The organism is Pseudomonas sp. M5A4_2d (assembly GCF_053345295.1).
Genome location: NZ_JBKEZW010000007.1, coordinates 239,873 through 255,247, shown reverse-complemented (window position 1 = coordinate 255,247; position 15,375 = coordinate 239,873). Strand labels below are relative to the sequence as shown.

The window sequence follows — 15,375 nt, the reverse complement described above, 5'->3', positions numbered from 1 at the left end:
GGCGATTATGTTGAGTTATCGCGGCTTTTATCGGCGGCAGACGGGCATGGTTCTAATGATCAGCCTGGTATTTCTATTGGTCTTGTCACTGATCGGCCTGGCCTCGATGCAAGGGGCCATGTCCCAGCAAAAGATCGCCAGCGGCGTCTGGCATCGAAATCAATCATTTCAAAGCGCTGAAAGCGGCTTGCGGCTGGGTGAGTCGGTCGTCCGGCACGCAGGTGCGATGCTGCCGTTGTGCCAGTCGATCAGCCGCTGTGCACCGCCGCAGGAGTCGTTTTCGGTAGTGGGCGCCGGGGGAAATCCTGTTTCAGCGGTTAGTTGGGTAGCCTTGAAGGGCGGGGTGTATGGCATTCAATCGCTGGGGGCGGGCGCAGGGCTGGTGGGTCTACCGCCTGAAACAGTCGCCGCTTTGTACCGAGTGACGGCGGTTGGGCTCAGCGGGCAATCGCGTACGGTTCTGGAGACGGTATATGCACAGGTAAACCAAGGGGGAGGCCCAGGATTTCGTCGGGTTTTATGGCGGCAACTTCAATAAGGAGCGTATCAATGGGCAAGGATTGCCAAGGTTTCACCCTGATCGAGTTACTGATCGCTGTAGCGATCATCGCGTTTCTGGCCGGTATCGCTTACCCCGGGTATACCGGCCATGTAAAAAAAGCCTACCGCGCAGAAGTCGTTGCGTTGTTGGCCGAGCAAGTCCACTACCTGGAACGCTTTTACACGCGTAACGGTACTTTTCTTGATGCAGGCAACGTCAGTGCGGGCAATGATCACTATAGAATCAGCGCTGCATTAAACCCTCAGGCATTCAGTCTGGTGGCCACGCCTGCCGTCGGCTCAGTGATGGCGGGAGACCCTTGCGGTGCATTCAGCCTGACCAGCTCCGGTGTGCGCAGCAATCCGGGTGCGGCACCTGAAATGTCGCGCAAGGCGTGCTGGGGGCAATAATGAGAGTGCTGGATGATTGGGCGCCGGGTGCGCTTTTCCCTTTTTATCGGCTGGATCAAATGATGGCTAAGCAACAGAAAGTGGTGATTGTCGGGGGTGGAGTAATCGGGTTGTTGACGGCCTTCAACCTGGCCACCCAAGGGCAGGCAGTCGTGCTGCTGGAGCGCTCCGGGCTTGGCCAGGAGTCTTCCTGGGCGGGCGGCGGCATCGTTTCACCGCTTTATCCATGGCGCTACAGCCCGGCAGTCACCGCTCTGGCCCACTGGTCCCAGGATTTTTATCCACAACTGGCGCAGCGCTTATTCGCCGCCACGGGTGTTGATCCAGAGGTTCACACCACGGGCTTGTACTGGCTGGACCTGGAGGATGAAGCCGAAGCACTGGCCTGGGCTGCCCGAGAAGGCCGGCCGCTGAGCAAAGTGGATGTGTCTGCCGCCCATGATGCTGTGCCGGTGCTCGGTGGCGGTTACTCCCAGGCGGTCTACATGGCGGATGTGGCCAATGTGCGCAACCCGCGCCTGGTCAAATCCCTCAAGGCGGCGTTATTGGCGCTACCCGGCGTGACCGTTCATGAGCAGTGCGAAGTGCACGGGTTTGTTCTTGAAGGTGACGACGTAGTGGGTGTGAATACGGCCGCCGGGCAGGTTCTTGGCGATCAGGTGGTGCTGGCCGCCGGTGCCTGGAGCGGGGAGTTGCTGGGCAAGTTGGGCTTGTCGCTACCCGTGGAGCCGGTCAAGGGGCAGATGATTTTGTACAAATGTGCGTCGGATTTCTTGTCGAGCATGGTCCTGGCCAAAGGACGCTACGCAATACCGCGGCGTGATGGGCACATTCTGATCGGCAGTACGTTGGAGCATGAGGGGTTCGATAAAACCCCGACCGAGTCTGCGCTGGAAAGCCTCAAGGCTTCGGCTGTGGAATTGATTCCCGCGTTGGCGGACGCCGAGGTCGTGGGTCACTGGGCCGGTTTGCGTCCCGGGTCGCCGGAAGGTATCCCTTACATCGGCGAGGTTCCGGGTTTCAAAGGGCTATGGCTCAATTGCGGGCATTACCGCAATGGGCTGGTACTCGCGCCAGCCTCCTGCCAGTTGTTCGCGGACCTGCTGCTGGGGCGCGCACCGATCATTGATCCGGCGCCTTATGCGCCAGCAGGTCGGATCAACGCTGGATAGACTTTGGCCCTTGTTCCAGATGCGCTTGGGTGCAGTACCACGCTTGGCGTGAACTGAGCGCGCGGTCCTGCGGCAGGTGCACGCCGCAGTGGGCACAGCGCACCATCAAGGCGGCGTCAGGCTCGGCGGAGCGTTGCTGTTTAGCAGCCGGGCTTTTGAATTTGCGCCAGAACCATACCGCGGCAGCAATGACGGCAATCCAGAACAGTAGGCGAACCATGATGTGCAGTTTCTCGACAGGGAATGCGCCAGTTTAGCCAAGCGCATGGCAAGCGCACAGCGCAATAATGCTTGCCCACAAAAAAGGGAGCCCAATGGGCTCCCTTTTTGTATCGCGTCGACCTGTCAGTCGAAGACGCCGAAGGTCATGTAGCTGAACCACGAACGATCTTCGTTGTTGCCAAGGGCCTGTGGCGCTTCTTCTTCGATCACGTCGCCGTTTGCGTCATGCGGCTTGAGGTCCGAAGGAATAGCTTCCTTGGCATCCTGGAACTGCTTCATCACGTCCTGGTTGGCGCGGGTTTCGCCCGGCGGCAACGGTGGACGGGACTCGATGAGGCCCAGGGTGTACTTGCTCAGCCACGAACGGTTGTCCACTTCGGCAACCTGAGGCACGAACTGACCGTCCTTGAGGCTTGGGTGGTCCGGGTAGTTGAGCTTCAGGGTTTCCAGGCTGGTGGCCGCCAGGGCGTCCAGGTGCAGGCGCTGGTAAGCCTCGGTCATCACGGCCAGGCCGTCACCCACGGATGGGGTTTCCTGGAAGTTCTCCACTACATAGCGGCCACGGTTGGCGGCAGCTACATACGCCTGACGGGTCAGGTAGTAATGGGCAACGTGAATTTCGTAGGAGGCCAGCAGGTTGCGCAGGTAGATCATGCGCTGCTTGGCGTCCGGCGCGTAGCGGCTGTTGGGGAAGCGGCTGGTCAGCTGAGCGAACTCGTTGTAGGAGTCGCGGGCAGCACCCGGGTCACGCTTGGTCATGTCCAGCGGCAGGAAGCGCGCCAGCAGGCCAACGTCCTGGTCGAACGAGGTCAGGCCCTTCATGTAGTAGGCGTAGTCCACGTTCGGGTGCTGCGGGTGCAGACGGATAAAACGCTCGGCAGCAGACTTGGCAGCCTCCGGCTCGGCGTTCTTGTAGTTGGCGTAGATCAGCTCAAGCTGGGCCTGGTCGGCATAGCGCCCGAACGGATAGCGCGACTCCAGGGCCTTCAGCTTGGCTGTGGCGCTGGTGTAGCTATTATTGTCCAAGTCTTTTTGAGCTAATTGATACAGCTCGACTTCGCTCAGGTTTTCGTCGACGACTTCCTTTGTTGACGAGCAAGCAGCAGTCATGGCGAGGATGGCGATCAGCAGCAGGTGTTTCACTTGCATGGCGGCTTGCGTCCCTATGACGGCCGCTGTCTTGGGCGGGGCCGTCCTGTTATGATGAGCGCCCCGTTGAAAGCATCGGGGCAAAAGACGCCGTATTTAACCACAAGCGCGCAGCCGAAACCAAAGGCTGTGCCACGCCTAGTCTGAGCATGTCCGATAAAATTGAACTTCGCGCAGAGGTGCCGTCCGAATTGGGCGGCCAACGCCTCGATCAAGTCGCCGCACAATTATTCGCTGAGCACTCGCGCTCGCGCCTTTCCGCCTGGATCAAAGACGGCCGCCTGACTGTGGATGGAGCGGTTATCCGCCCGCGAGACATAGTCCATGGCGGTGCGATTCTTGAGCTGACTGCCGAGCAGGAAGCCCAGGGAGAATGGGTCGCTCAGGACATCGAGCTGGACATCGTCTATGAAGATGACGACATCCTGGTCATCAACAAACCCGCAGGCCTGGTGGTTCACCCGGCAGCCGGGCACGCTGATGGCACCTTGCTCAATGCCTTGTTGCACCACGTGCCGGACATCATCAATGTCCCGCGCTGCGGCATCGTGCACCGCCTGGATAAGGACACCACCGGCTTGATGGTGGTGGCCAAGACGATCCAGGCCCAGACGCAGCTGGTCACACAATTGCAGAGCCGCAGCGTCAGCCGAATCTACGAGTGCATCGTGATCGGCGTGGTGGTGGCGGGTGGCAAGATCAACGCCCCCATCGGCCGTCACGGCCAGCAGCGCCAGCGTATGGCGGTGATGGAGGGTGGCAAGCAGGCCGTCAGCCACTACCGTGTGCTGGAGCGTTTCCGCTCCCACACGCACGTGCGGGTCAAGCTGGAAACCGGTCGTACGCACCAGATTCGCGTGCACATGGCGCACATTAATTTCCCGTTGGTCGGAGATCCGGCCTACGGTGGTCGCTTTCGTATTCCGCCGGCGGCCAGTGTGACCATGGTTGAATCGCTGAAATCCTTCCCGCGCCAGGCCTTGCACGCACGCTTCCTGGAACTGGATCATCCGACGAGCGGTAAGCGGATGAGCTGGGAATCGCCTCTGCCGGACGATCTGGTCTGGTTGTTGTCGCTGCTCAAGCAGGATCGTGAGGCGTTTATCGGATGAGTGACTGGCTGATTCCTGACTGGCCTGCGCCGGCTCAGGTTAAAGCCTGCGTCACTACCCGTGCGGGCGGCGTCAGCTTGGCGCCGTTCGACAGCCTTAATCTGGGTGATCATGTCGAGGACAGCCTTGAGGCTGTTCTTGAAAACCGTCGCCGTCTTACCGACGCATTCCACATTCAGCCTGCCTGGCTGCGCCAAGTCCACGGGATAGCCGTGGTTGAGGCTGACCCATCGCGCATCGCAGAGGCCGATGGCAGTTGGACCAGCACGCCGGGTATCGCCTGCACATCCATGACCGCCGATTGTTTGCCCGCGTTGTTCTGCAACCGAGCCGGCACGCGTGTGGCCGCCGCCCATGCGGGTTGGCGTGGCTTGGCGGCGGGTGTGCTCGAAGCCGCCTTCGAAAGCCTGGCGGCCGAACCCGGCGAAGTGTTGGTCTGGCTGGGCCCTGCCATCGGCCCGCAGGCCTTTGAAGTCGGCCCGGAAGTGCGTGAAGCTTTTATGCAGCAACTGCCGGTCACTGCCGAAGCCTTTGTTCCAAGCCACAATCCCGGCAAGTACATGGCTGACATCTACCAACTGGCGCGCCTGCGCCTGGCCGCACGCGGTGTCACCGCTGTTTACGGTGGCGGTTTTTGCACCGTGACCGACCCCCGCTTCTTTTCTTACCGGCGCAGCCCTCGCACCGGTCGGTTTGCCTCCCTGATCTGGCTTGAGCGCTAGACTCTCCTGATCCGGGTCATTGCTGATCCATATCAAACATTGCTCGCTTGAATCCGCCAGAATCCACCCCATCTATAAGGGTATCTGGCAGGTTTCTTCATTCAGGATGTGTTTACAGCTCCGGCCTGCTCAAAAGGAAGGTGACTAATGCGTATTGATCGTTTAACCAGCAAATTGCAGTTGGCCTTATCGGATTCCCAATCCTTGGCGGTGGGCCTTGACCACCCGGCCATCGAGCCTGCGCACTTGATGCAGGCGCTCCTTGAACAGCAAGGTGGTTCTATCAAGCCCTTGCTGATGCAGGTGGGCTTTGACATCAACAGCCTGCGCAAGGAGTTGAGCAAAGAGCTCGACCAACTGCCGAAAATCCAAAATCCTACCGGCGACGTGAACATGTCGCAGGACTTGGCGCGCCTGCTCAACCAGGCTGATCGCCTGGCCCAGCAGAAAGGTGATCAGTTCATCTCCAGCGAACTGGTGCTGCTCGCCGCAATGGACGACAACAGTAAGCTCGGCAAATTGTTGCTGGGGCAGGGCGTGAGCAAGAAAGCCCTGGAAAACGCCATCAATAATCTGCGTGGCGGCGAGGCAGTCAATGACCCCAACCATGAAGAGTCGCGCCAGGCGCTGGACAAATACACCGTCGACCTGACCAAGCGCGCCGAAGAAGGCAAGCTTGACCCGGTGATCGGCCGTGACGACGAAATTCGGCGCACCATCCAGGTGCTGCAACGTCGTACCAAGAACAACCCGGTGCTGATCGGCGAACCTGGTGTGGGTAAAACCGCGATTGCTGAGGGCCTGGCCCAGCGCATCATTAATGGTGAGGTGCCGGACGGCCTGAAAGGCAAGCGCCTGCTGTCCCTGGACATGGGATCGTTGATCGCCGGTGCCAAGTTCCGTGGCGAGTTCGAAGAGCGCCTGAAATCCTTGCTGAACGAGCTGTCGAAGCAGGAAGGGCAGATCATTCTGTTTATCGACGAGCTGCACACCATGGTCGGCGCCGGTAAAGGCGAAGGCTCAATGGACGCCGGTAACATGCTCAAGCCGGCCTTGGCGCGGGGCGAGTTGCACTGCGTTGGCGCAACCACGCTCAACGAGTACCGCCAATACATAGAGAAGGACGCGGCACTTGAGCGTCGCTTCCAGAAAGTGCTGGTGGAAGAACCGAGCGAAGAAGACACCATCGCCATCCTGCGTGGCCTCAAAGAACGCTATGAGGTCCACCATAAGGTGGCGATCACTGACGGCGCGATCATTGCGGCGGCCAAGTTGAGCCATCGCTATATCACCGATCGCCAGTTACCGGACAAGGCTATCGACCTCATCGACGAAGCGGCCAGCCGTATTCGCATGGAGATTGACTCCAAGCCGGAAGTGCTCGACCGCCTTGATCGTCGCCTGATTCAACTGAAAGTCGAATCCCAGGCGCTTAAGAAGGAAGAGGACGAGGCCGCGAAAAAACGCCTGGAGAAACTTCAGGAAGAAATCGTCCGTCTGGAGCGCGAGTATTCGGATCTCGAGGAAATCTGGACCTCGGAAAAAGCCGAAGTGCAGGGTTCTGCGCAGATCCAGCAAAAGATCGAGCAGTCCCGTCAGGAACTGGAAGCCGCGCGCCGTAAAGGCGACCTGAACCGCATGGCCGAATTGCAGTACGGGGTGATCCCGGATCTGGAACGCAGCCTGCAGATGGTCGACCAGCATGGCAAGAGCGAGAACCAGTTGCTGCGCAGCAAGGTGACCGAGGAAGAAATTGCCGAAGTGGTCTCCAAGTGGACCGGCATTCCCGTGTCGAAAATGCTTGAAGGCGAGCGCGACAAGTTACTGAAGATGGAAAGCCTGTTGCACCAGCGCGTCATCGGGCAGGAAGAGGCGGTGGTAGCGGTGTCCAACGCGGTACGACGTTCCCGTGCCGGCTTGTCCGACCCGAACCGTCCGAGCGGCTCGTTCATGTTCCTCGGCCCGACCGGCGTGGGTAAGACCGAGCTGTGCAAAGCCTTGGCCGAGTTTCTCTTCGATACTGAAGAGGCCATGGTGCGGATCGATATGTCCGAGTTCATGGAGAAACATTCGGTGGCTCGCCTGATTGGCGCACCACCAGGCTACGTGGGCTACGAGGAGGGCGGTTACCTGACCGAGGCTGTGCGACGCAAGCCTTACTCGGTGATCCTGCTGGACGAGGTCGAGAAGGCCCACCCGGATGTGTTCAACATCCTCTTGCAGGTGTTGGAAGATGGCCGACTGACGGACAGCCACGGGCGTACCGTGGACTTCCGCAATACGGTGATCGTGATGACCTCCAACCTGGGCTCGGCGCAGATCCAGGAATTGGTGGGGGATCGTGAAGGCCAGCGTGCGGCGGTGATGGATGCGCTGACCTCGCACTTCCGTCCGGAATTTATCAACCGGGTGGATGAAGTGGTGATCTTCGAGCCTCTGGCGCGGGATCAGATCGCGGGCATCACCGAGATCCAGTTGGGTCGTCTGCGTAGTCGCCTGGCCGAGCGTGAGCTTGACCTGGAACTGAGCAGCGAGGCGTTGGACAAGCTGATCGCGGTCGGTTACGACCCGGTGTATGGCGCACGGCCACTTAAACGTGCGATCCAGCGCTGGATCGAAAACCCACTGGCACAGTTGATCCTCTCGGGCAGCTTCATGCCAGGCACCCGCGTGACGGCCACGGTGGAAAACGACGAAATCGTCTTCCACTAAGCCCGGCCTGTAGGGTTATTAGAGACGGCCTCGCATTGCGGGGCCTTTTTTTTCGATAGGGCGTTGAACTGTAAGGCAAAGGCTTGTAAAGTGCGCCCCGCAGCAACGTCAGCCCACGGGTTTCTTCTCCCCAAGGAGAAATCAGAAAGAAGCGCAAATCATTGTCTTAAAAGCAATTTAAAGGGTTGACAGGGGTTTTTAAGATTGTAGAATAGCGCGCCTCAGAGACATGAACGTAGCGATACGGACAAGCCGAAGAGAAGGTTACAAAGTAGTAAAAGTTGTAAATTTGAAATATGTAGTTCCGTGATAGCTCAGTCGGTAGAGCAAATGACTGTTAATCATTGGGTCCCAGGTTCGAGTCCTGGTCACGGAGCCAATTTCAAAACCGGGGTATAGCGCAGTCCGGTAGCGCGCCTGCTTTGGGAGCAGGATGTCAGGAGTTCGAATCCCCTTACCCCGACCATTTTTGGGTCGTTAGCTCAGTTGGTAGAGCAGTTGGCTTTTAACCAATTGGTCGTAGGTTCGAATCCCACACGACCCACCATTTTTGAGACCAGTTAACGCTGGAATCGAATCTTAAGATCAGAGGCCAAAAGCGCTGATCGAAGAAGGCGACTGAGAGGTCGCCTTTTTTTCCGGGGTATAGCGCAGTCCGGTAGCGCGCCTGCTTTGGGAGCAGGATGTCAGGAGTTCGAATCCCCTTACCCCGACCATATTAAAAATCCTCGTATCGAAAGATACGGGGATTTTTTTTGTCTGCTGAAAAGCTAAGGCACCGCGCAAAAAAATGTGGGAGCGGGCTTGCCTGCGATGGCGTCTTATCAGCTTGTATATCTTGTGCTGATCTACTGCCATCGCGGGCAAGCCCGCTCCCACACTGCTGCGTGTTATTAGTGCAATTTGAGCCTAGGCTCAGTCCCGCGCCCAATCTTGCTGCCCAGCATCAGCATCGCGGTGCGGAAAAAACCGTACAGCGCGACTTGGTGCATGCGGTACAGCGACACATAGAACATCCGCGCCAGCCAACCTTCGAGCATCACACTGCCGGTCAGGTTGCCCATCAAGTTACCCACAGCCGAGAATCTCGACAGCGAGATCAGCGAGCCGTAGTCGGTGTACTTGTAGGACGGCAGGTCCTTGCCGTCGATCCGCAACTTCAGCGATTTGGCCAGCAATGACGCCTGCTGGTGAGCCGCCTGAGCGCGTGGTGGCACATTACGGTCGGTGCCCGTTTGTGGGCAGGCAGCGCAGTCCCCGAAGGCGAAGATGTTTTCGTCGCGGGTGGTCTGCAGCGTCGGCAACACCTGCAATTGGTTGATGCGATTGGTTTCCAGCCCATCAATGTCCTTGAGGAAGGCCGGGGCGCGAATGCCGGCAGCCCACACCTTCAGGCTGGCAGGAATGACCTGGCCGCTGCTGGTGATCAAGGCATCGGCCGTCACTTCGCTGACCGCCGAGTTGGTCAATACCGTCACCCCGAGTTTCTCCAGGGTTTTATGCACAGGGCCGCCAATCCGCTCGGGCAGCGCAGGCAATACCCGCGGGCCGGCTTCGATGAGGGTGATGTGCATGTTTTCCGGTTTGATTCGGTCCAGGCCGTAGGCCGCCAGTTCATGCGCGGCATTGTGCAGTTCAGCGGCGAGCTCGACGCCCGTTGCTCCGGCGCCAACGATAGCAACGCTGATTTTCTCTTCCACATCGGTCTGGCCGGCGTGGGCGCGCAGATAGTGGTTGAGCAACTGCTGGTGGAACCGCTCGGCCTGTTTGCGGGTGTCGAGGAACAGGCAGTGCTGCGCTGCGCCCTCGGTGCCGAAATCGTTGGTGGTGCTACCGACCGCGATCACCAGGCTGTCATAGCCCAGCACGCGCGCGGGCACCAACTCACGGCCTTCTTCATCGAGGGTGGCGGCCAGCTGGATTTTCTTCTGTTCACGGTCAAGGCCGCTCATGCGCCCCAGCTGGAACTCGAAGTGGTTCCATTTGGCCTGGGCGACATAATTGAGTTCGTCTTCCGAAGAGTTCAGCGAACCGGCAGCCACCTCGTGCAGCAGGGGCTTCCAGATATGGGTCAGGTTAGTGTCCACCAGCGTGACGCTGGCAGTGCCGCGCTTGCCCAGAGTCTTACCCAGGCGGGTAGCCAACTCCAGGCCGCCGGCGCCGCCGCCGACGATAATAATACGATGGGTCATGGGGATATCTCGCAAGGCTAAAAGAAATCGGAGCAGTTACCCTCGCGAGCGCCAGGCAGCTCATAGCGTCAGGTAACTCAAAAGGCGGCTCAGCAGACCAAGCCCGATCACCGCCGCCAGCACCACACCAAGGAGCAGCCAGGGCCGGAAAGGCTTGCGCTCGACTCGGTTTTGGGAGAGTTGCAGGTACTCTTCGACATGCTGTTGGTCATCGGGGTTCAGGCGGCTGGTCATAAAGGCCTCGTCAGGTAGACGTTGCAAAAGGGCGCCACGTTACAGTCAGGGGATTGGCGGTCTCGCCACAAGCTTAGCCTGTGCCCGCGTCACAGGCTGATGCCTACGTCGAATACTATGCTGCGCCCCAGGTTGTTGCGCAAGAAGTCCGGTGCGTCCGGGTGGGCGAACAGCACGCGGGCAAAGGTGGGGCCTACCAGTGACAGCGAGCGCCAACCCTGGCGCAGGTATTCGGTGGGCGGCGGGAAATGGCTGTTGAGGTCCAGCACTTCACGTTTGAGGCTGGTGAAGGCAATGAGATCCAGCTCGCCCAGGTCCATCCCGCGTTCCTTATAGTTATGGGCTTTTTTGCGCAGCGTCGGCGCCAGGCGCAGCAAGAACTCATGGGCGGGGATGCGGCGCGGCTTGGCCTCGCGACGCACCAGTTGGCTCAGGGAAAACGCACTGCGTCGGCGCAGCAACTCATCGCGCCATTCGTCGTTCAGGCGGCGGCCCTCATCCAGCACGAAAAACACCTCGAAGCTGGCGTCGCGAAACAACACGTCAGGCGGCTCTTGCCCCGCGGGGTGAAACTCTTCGGCGCGGTAGGGCACATTCAAGCCTTGCAGCAGGCGCTGGCAGACCCAACGCTCACGCTCCCATTTGCGGGCATTGGACAGGAAGGCGTTGGCTTGTTCGGCCGCTACGGTGAGCAGGCGCAGATAATCTGAGTCATCCATATTTGCAGCTTAGCGTTCAAATGATGACCACAGGAAGTCTTGCTTTAAAACAGCGGTGTAGACTGGCTACTCGACCGTTATGCCGAGCAGGGAGAGTGTGCTGTGAAGTTTTTTGCGGTGTTGTTGCTAAGTCTGCTGCCCGTTTTGGCCCAGGCCGCCGAACTGCATGAGGCACTGGAGCAGGTGAAGCCGTGATCAGCGCCGCCGTACTGGCGCCGGAAACCCTTGGCATCGGCTGGCTTTTGTACGCGCCGCTGGTGATGTGGGCGATTTTACGATCGCCGTGGGTTGAGCTGTTTGCAGACCGCAGGCGCCAGCATCTGCTGTTTGGTACGGTGTTCGCGCTCTTCATGTTGTGGCTGGTGCGCCGGGATTTCGATACCGGTGTTTCCTACCACTTTATCGGCATGACCGCTGTGACCCTGCTACTCGACTGGCCTTTGGCAATCGTCGGTGGGTTAGCGGCTCAGTTGGGGTTGGTATTGCTGGGGCGCCAGGACTTGGCCGCCGTGGGTATTAACGGCCTACTGTTGATCGTGTTGCCGGTGCTGGTCACGGAAGGCTGTGCATGGCTGGTAGAGCGCGCGCAGCCACGCAACCCCTTCGTCTATATCTTCTGCTCCGGCTTTTTTGCCGCCGCGCTGTCGGCACTGCTCTGCCTGTTGGCCGCATTGGGTCTGCTGTGGTTCGACGGCCGTTTTGCAATGCCGGAATGGCTGGAAGACTTCGTCGGTTACCTGTGGCTGATCATTTTCCCCGAAGCGTTTATCAACGGTATGGTCATTAGTGCCCTGGTGGTGTTTTGCCCTGAGTGGCTGGAGACATTCAATCGCACGCGCTACCTCTCGGCACCGTGGAAGGACGACGATTCGCGGCGTTGACCCAGATCAAATCCCATGCAGGCGCACAGGCTCATTCTTTGCAAAATTTCCGGGAGCAACGATCATGAGTGTGTACGAGTGGGCACGGCAGGAATTGCGCAGAAGCCAGGACGCAGCACAGGAAGTCGGTTTTGACCCCGGCTTGACCCTACGCGCCATGCTCAGCGCGGTGGTGCAGCAGAGCAAGGGCGTACGCAGTTTTGAAGACTTGGCCGACGAGCTGCAATACCTTGCAGAGAATCTCGACGACCAGCAGGAATATGCCTTTATGCGGCCTTAATGGCGCAGCGGCAGGTCTTCGGAGAACAGTTCGTCCTCTGCATCCGGGCTGACCGGAATCTTGTGTTCTTCCGACGCCCAGGCACCGAGGTCGATAAGTTTGCAACGGTCCGAGCAGAACGGCCGGTTGGGGTTGGTCGCTGTCCATTCTACGGGGGCACCGCAGGTTGGGCATTCGACGGTCAGGGGTTGGCTCATGATCGGCCTCCACGCAAAGTAAGGTAAAAGTGGTGCAGTCGCTCGACCTCGCTGTGCAGCCAGGCGAGGTCCTGGTCATTGACCAGCACGTCATCGGCATGGTTCAGGCGGTCTTCGCGGCTGGACTGAGCCTTGAGGATCGCTTGCACCTGATGTTCGCTGATGCCGTCGCGCTGCAGGGTACGCTGAATCTGCAGTGATTGCGGCACGTCTATCACCAGGATGCGCTGCGTCATGCTGTACTGGCCGGACTCGATCAGCAGCGGCGACACCAGAATCGCGTAAGGCGAACGCGCGCGCGCCAGATGGCTGCGAATCTCCTCGCCAATCAACGGGTGCAGCAAGGCTTCCAGCCAGCGGCGCTCTCCAGGTGATTCAAAGATCAGTTTACGCAACGCGGCGCGGTCGAGTTGGCCGTCGGGCAGAAGCACGCCGGCACCGAAATGCTCGGCGATCCGCGCCAGTGCCGGCCGGCCGGGCTCGACCACCCAGCGGGCGGCATGGTCGGCGTCGACCGAATCAATGCCCAGGTCGATAAAGTGCTGGGCGGCTGCGCTTTTGCCGCTGCCGATACCGCCAGTAAGGCCAAGAATCCAGGGTGTTGCGACAGAAGTGGTCATCTGAAACCGACAGACTGCAAATAGAAGTCGGTTATTTGACCACCCCAGAGCAATGCAATCCAGCCGGCAATTGCCAGGCACGGGCCAAACGGCATCGGTATCGACGCCTGGGACCTGCGCAAGCGCATCAGGATCAAGCCGGCGAGCACGCCTAGCAGCGATGAGATCAGTAGCGTCATCGGCAGAATCTGCCATCCACCCCAAGCACCGAGCAGGGCCAATAACTTGAAGTCGCCATAGCCCATGCCGTCCTTGCCGGTGATCAGCTTGAACAGCCAGAACACCGTCCACAGGCTCATATAGCCTATGACTGCGCCCCACAGCGCATTGGGCAGCGTCGTCAACACGTCGAAGCTATTGAGGATCAGCCCGAGCCATAGCAGCGGCAGCACCAGAACGTCCGGCAACAGTTGATGATCCACGTCGATCAGGCTCATGGCCAGCAACCCCCAGCTCAACACCATCACCGCGCCAGCTTGCCAGCCGAAACCAAAATGCCAGGCAACCATAGCTGAGCCCAGCGCGCAGGCCAGTTCGGTGATGGGGTAGCGGCTACTGATAGGTTCACGACAATCGGCGCAACGGCCCCTGAGTATCAGGTAGCTGAGCAGCGGGATATTTTCCCAGGGGCGAATCGGCTGGTCGCAATGCGGGCAGCAGGAGTTGGGGTGTATCAGGTTGTAAGTGGGGTTCGCGCGGTCGGCAGGCAAGCCCAGCACTTCCTGGGCTTGGGCACGCCATTCGCGCGCGAGCATCTTTGGCAGACGCCACACCAGCACGTTGATGAAGCTGCCGACGATCAGGCCCAGAGCGAGCGCCATCCCGACAAAGACCCATGGTTGTTCGCTGGGCAGCAGGCTCAAAATGCCGACCCCAGCTGGAAGACCGGCAGGTACATGGCGATCACCAATGCACCGACAATGCCCCCCAATATCACCATGATGAGCGGCTCCATCAGGCTGGTGAGGTTGTCGACCAGATTCTCCACGTCGGCCTCAAAATGCTGGGCAACTTTTTCCAGCATGCGGTCCAGGGTGCCCGATTCTTCACCGATCGCTGTCATCTGGATCGCCATGCCGGGGAACAGACCGCTATGCGCCATGGAGTGATTCAATTGCATGCCTGTGGATACGTCGTGACGCATCTGTTCGATCGCCTTTTTGAACAAGCCATTGCCCGTCGCACCCGCCACGGAATCCAGGGCCTGCACCAAGGGCACGCCCGCTGCAAAAGTCGTTGAAAGTGTACGGGCATAGCGGGCAACGGCGGATTTTCTCAGCAGTGTGCCTGCCAGGGGCACCTTCAACAAACCGCTATCCAGGCCGTGACGAAAACCGGGGGAAGCCCGATAAGCCTGGCGCAGCCCGGCAATGGTAGCGCCCAGGCCCAGCGCGACCATCCACCAGGCGTGTTGCAGGAATTCGGACAGGGCAATGACCTTCAAGGTAAAGCCTGGCAGCTCGCCGTCGACCCCGCTAAAAAGGCTCTGAAACTGCGGTACCACGTGGATGAGCAGGATTGCACTGACCAGGCAGGCGACCACGATGACTGCGCAGGGGTAGGTCATGGCCTTTTTGATTCGCGCCTTGAGCTGCTGGCTTTTTTCCAGGTGTACCGCCACCCGCTCCAGCAAGGTTTCCAGGGCACCGGCCTGTTCGCCCGCAGCGATCAGGTTGCAATACAGTTCATCGAAGTAGCGCGGTTGTTTGCGCAGTGCTGCCGCCAGGTTGTTACCGGCGGCGATCTCCTGTTTCAAGCCCTTTATCAGCTCGCGCATCTGTCGGTGTTCGAAGCCTTCGCTGATGATGTCGAAGGCTTGCAGCAGCGGTATGCCGGCCTTCAGCAATGTCGCCAGTTGGCGGGTGAACAGGGCAATATCTGCCGGTTTTATTGGCGGCGCAAAGCTTGGCAGGTGCGAGGTTTTTTTGCGCACGCGGCCGGGGCAGATTCCTTGCTGGCGCAGTTGCGCCTTGATCAGCGCAAGGTTATGGCCTGCGGTTTGCCCTGAGACCCTGCGCCCTTTGCGGTTGATGCCTTCCCAGGCGTAGATCGTTGCAGCTTCATTCATGTCATGTGTCCGCACACCGGTAGTCGTAGATTTACAGCTTAGTCAGGTGATGGATTCCGGCAGGTCGGCAGTGAAGGATAAAATGTCAGAATGTGCGTCTTGTGCGCGTTTGGCCGCTCGCGGATGAGTACACTGACGCCGCTG

At 59.3% G+C, this 15,375-nt stretch carries 17 protein-coding genes and 4 tRNA genes; 12 read left to right on the top strand and 9 right to left on the bottom strand.

Features of this window, described 5'->3' with window-relative positions:
- Positions 1-7 precede the first annotated feature (7 nt).
- The 3 genes from ACLBW8_RS18230 (at position 8) to thiO (ending at position 2,123) form a co-directional block, all read left to right on the top strand.
- Positions 8-538: a pilus assembly PilX family protein gene (locus ACLBW8_RS18230; protein WP_447805989.1), complete on the top strand. Its 531-nt coding sequence runs from the start codon at positions 8-10 to the stop codon at positions 536-538.
- A gap of 11 nt (positions 539-549) precedes the next feature.
- The gene (locus tag ACLBW8_RS18225) at positions 550-951 is read left to right on the top strand and encodes a type IV pilin protein (RefSeq protein WP_221293910.1); all 402 of its coding nucleotides are present in this window, start codon (positions 550-552) and stop codon (positions 949-951) included.
- 62 nt (positions 952-1,013) lie between these two features.
- Complete coding sequence (gene thiO / locus ACLBW8_RS18220) at positions 1,014-2,123, top strand: glycine oxidase ThiO (RefSeq protein WP_447805988.1); 1,110 nt, start codon at positions 1,014-1,016, stop codon at positions 2,121-2,123.
- Here the strand turns inward: thiO and ACLBW8_RS18215 are convergent.
- Together ACLBW8_RS18215 and ACLBW8_RS18210 are read right to left on the bottom strand one after the other, a co-directional pair.
- The gene (locus tag ACLBW8_RS18215; RefSeq protein ID WP_064450644.1) at positions 2,110-2,343 is read right to left on the bottom strand and encodes a PP0621 family protein; all 234 of its coding nucleotides are present in this window, start codon (positions 2,341-2,343) and stop codon (positions 2,110-2,112) included. The genes thiO and ACLBW8_RS18215 overlap by 14 nt on opposite strands.
- A 125-nt stretch (positions 2,344-2,468) precedes the next feature.
- Complete coding sequence (locus ACLBW8_RS18210) at positions 2,469-3,494, bottom strand: outer membrane protein assembly factor BamD (RefSeq protein ID WP_064450645.1); 1,026 nt, start codon at positions 3,492-3,494, stop codon at positions 2,469-2,471.
- 149 nt (positions 3,495-3,643) lie between these two features.
- Between ACLBW8_RS18210 and rluD the strand changes: the two genes are divergently transcribed.
- From rluD to ACLBW8_RS18175, 7 genes are all read left to right on the top strand, one after another.
- Positions 3,644-4,606 carry a 23S rRNA pseudouridine(1911/1915/1917) synthase RluD gene (gene rluD, locus ACLBW8_RS18205; protein ID WP_053254302.1) on the top strand — a complete coding sequence of 321 codons (963 nt, stop codon included), beginning with the start codon at positions 3,644-3,646 and terminating at the stop codon, positions 4,604-4,606.
- Positions 4,603-5,328: a peptidoglycan editing factor PgeF gene (pgeF, locus tag ACLBW8_RS18200; RefSeq protein ID WP_447805987.1), complete on the top strand. Its 726-nt coding sequence runs from the start codon at positions 4,603-4,605 to the stop codon at positions 5,326-5,328. Before rluD ends, pgeF begins: the two co-directional genes overlap by 4 nt.
- Before the next feature lie 147 nt (positions 5,329-5,475).
- Positions 5,476-8,040: an ATP-dependent chaperone ClpB gene (gene clpB, locus ACLBW8_RS18195; protein WP_053254304.1), complete on the top strand. Its 2,565-nt coding sequence runs from the start codon at positions 5,476-5,478 to the stop codon at positions 8,038-8,040.
- A 303-nt stretch (positions 8,041-8,343) separates the two neighbouring features.
- A tRNA-Asn gene (locus ACLBW8_RS18190) sits at positions 8,344-8,419 on the top strand.
- A 10-nt stretch (positions 8,420-8,429) separates the two neighbouring features.
- Positions 8,430-8,506: transfer RNA gene (locus ACLBW8_RS18185), tRNA-Pro, on the top strand.
- Between the two features lie 5 nt (positions 8,507-8,511).
- Positions 8,512-8,587, top strand: a tRNA-Lys gene (locus ACLBW8_RS18180).
- A gap of 92 nt (positions 8,588-8,679) precedes the next feature.
- Positions 8,680-8,756: transfer RNA gene (locus tag ACLBW8_RS18175), tRNA-Pro, on the top strand.
- Positions 8,757-8,933: 177 nt separating this feature from the next.
- Here the strand turns inward: ACLBW8_RS18175 and ACLBW8_RS18170 are convergent.
- The 3 genes from ACLBW8_RS18170 to ACLBW8_RS18160 all read right to left on the bottom strand — a co-directional run bounded on the left by ACLBW8_RS18170 (position 8,934) and on the right by ACLBW8_RS18160 (position 11,185).
- The gene (locus tag ACLBW8_RS18170) at positions 8,934-10,232 is read right to left on the bottom strand and encodes an NAD(P)/FAD-dependent oxidoreductase (RefSeq protein WP_064450647.1); all 1,299 of its coding nucleotides are present in this window, start codon (positions 10,230-10,232) and stop codon (positions 8,934-8,936) included.
- A 60-nt stretch (positions 10,233-10,292) separates the two neighbouring features.
- Positions 10,293-10,466 (bottom strand): DUF3094 family protein, encoded by a 174-nt coding sequence (locus ACLBW8_RS18165; RefSeq protein ID WP_447805986.1) that lies wholly within the window; start codon positions 10,464-10,466, stop codon positions 10,293-10,295.
- Positions 10,467-10,555: 89 nt separating this feature from the next.
- On the bottom strand, positions 10,556-11,185 hold the full coding sequence (locus ACLBW8_RS18160; protein ID WP_053254334.1) for a DUF1780 domain-containing protein: 630 nt from the start codon (positions 11,183-11,185) through the stop codon (positions 10,556-10,558).
- Positions 11,186-11,376: 191 nt separating this feature from the next.
- On the opposite strand from ACLBW8_RS18160, the gene ACLBW8_RS18155 reads away from it, so the two are divergent.
- Together ACLBW8_RS18155 and ACLBW8_RS18150 are read left to right on the top strand one after the other, a co-directional pair.
- On the top strand, positions 11,377-12,066 hold the full coding sequence (locus tag ACLBW8_RS18155; RefSeq protein ID WP_064450649.1) for an energy-coupling factor ABC transporter permease: 690 nt from the start codon (positions 11,377-11,379) through the stop codon (positions 12,064-12,066).
- 64 nt (positions 12,067-12,130) lie between these two features.
- On the top strand, positions 12,131-12,346 hold the full coding sequence (locus tag ACLBW8_RS18150) for a hypothetical protein (RefSeq protein ID WP_064450650.1): 216 nt from the start codon (positions 12,131-12,133) through the stop codon (positions 12,344-12,346).
- Here ACLBW8_RS18150 and yacG read toward each other — a convergent pair.
- The 4 genes from yacG to ACLBW8_RS18130 are packed head-to-tail and all read right to left on the bottom strand — an operon-like array spanning position 12,343 to position 15,231.
- Positions 12,343-12,543, bottom strand: a complete 201-nt coding sequence (gene yacG, locus ACLBW8_RS18145; protein ID WP_064450651.1) for a DNA gyrase inhibitor YacG — start codon at positions 12,541-12,543, stop codon at positions 12,343-12,345. The genes ACLBW8_RS18150 and yacG overlap by 4 nt on opposite strands.
- Positions 12,540-13,163 carry a dephospho-CoA kinase gene (gene coaE, locus ACLBW8_RS18140; RefSeq protein WP_447805985.1) on the bottom strand — a complete coding sequence of 208 codons (624 nt, stop codon included), beginning with the start codon at positions 13,161-13,163 and terminating at the stop codon, positions 12,540-12,542. Before coaE ends, yacG begins: the two co-directional genes overlap by 4 nt.
- The gene (locus ACLBW8_RS18135) at positions 13,160-14,026 is read right to left on the bottom strand and encodes a prepilin peptidase (protein ID WP_447805984.1); all 867 of its coding nucleotides are present in this window, start codon (positions 14,024-14,026) and stop codon (positions 13,160-13,162) included. Before ACLBW8_RS18135 ends, coaE begins: the two co-directional genes overlap by 4 nt.
- Entirely contained in the window at positions 14,023-15,231 is a 1,209-nt protein-coding gene (locus tag ACLBW8_RS18130; protein ID WP_447805983.1) for a type II secretion system F family protein, read from the bottom strand. Before ACLBW8_RS18130 ends, ACLBW8_RS18135 begins: the two co-directional genes overlap by 4 nt.
- Positions 15,232-15,375 lie beyond the last annotated feature (144 nt).

Bases quoted from the DNA above. Each gene is read 5' to 3' on its own strand.
- ACLBW8_RS18225 (WP_221293910.1), top strand. From the start codon at position 550: ATGGGCAAGGATTGCCAAGGTTTCACCCTGATCGAGTTACTGATCGCT.
- ACLBW8_RS18210 (WP_064450645.1), bottom strand. From the start codon at position 3,494: ATGCAAGTGAAACACCTGCTGCTGATCGCCATCCTCGCCATGACTGCT.
- ACLBW8_RS18215 (WP_064450644.1), bottom strand. From the start codon at position 2,343: ATGGTTCGCCTACTGTTCTGGATTGCCGTCATTGCTGCCGCGGTATGG.
- coaE (WP_447805985.1), bottom strand. From the start codon at position 13,163: ATGACCACTTCTGTCGCAACACCCTGGATTCTTGGCCTTACTGGCGGT.
- yacG (WP_064450651.1), bottom strand. From the start codon at position 12,543: ATGAGCCAACCCCTGACCGTCGAATGCCCAACCTGCGGTGCCCCCGTA.
- clpB (WP_053254304.1), top strand. From the start codon at position 5,476: ATGCGTATTGATCGTTTAACCAGCAAATTGCAGTTGGCCTTATCGGAT.
- ACLBW8_RS18130 (WP_447805983.1), bottom strand. From the start codon at position 15,231: ATGAATGAAGCTGCAACGATCTACGCCTGGGAAGGCATCAACCGCAAA.
- ACLBW8_RS18160 (WP_053254334.1), bottom strand. From the start codon at position 11,185: ATGGATGACTCAGATTATCTGCGCCTGCTCACCGTAGCGGCCGAACAA.
- ACLBW8_RS18230 (WP_447805989.1), top strand. From the start codon at position 8: ATGTTGAGTTATCGCGGCTTTTATCGGCGGCAGACGGGCATGGTTCTA.
- pgeF (WP_447805987.1), top strand. From the start codon at position 4,603: ATGAGTGACTGGCTGATTCCTGACTGGCCTGCGCCGGCTCAGGTTAAA.
- thiO (WP_447805988.1), top strand. From the start codon at position 1,014: ATGGCTAAGCAACAGAAAGTGGTGATTGTCGGGGGTGGAGTAATCGGG.
- ACLBW8_RS18165 (WP_447805986.1), bottom strand. From the start codon at position 10,466: ATGACCAGCCGCCTGAACCCCGATGACCAACAGCATGTCGAAGAGTAC.
- ACLBW8_RS18170 (WP_064450647.1), bottom strand. From the start codon at position 10,232: ATGACCCATCGTATTATTATCGTCGGCGGCGGCGCCGGCGGCCTGGAG.
- ACLBW8_RS18150 (WP_064450650.1), top strand. From the start codon at position 12,131: ATGAGTGTGTACGAGTGGGCACGGCAGGAATTGCGCAGAAGCCAGGAC.
- rluD (WP_053254302.1), top strand. From the start codon at position 3,644: ATGTCCGATAAAATTGAACTTCGCGCAGAGGTGCCGTCCGAATTGGGC.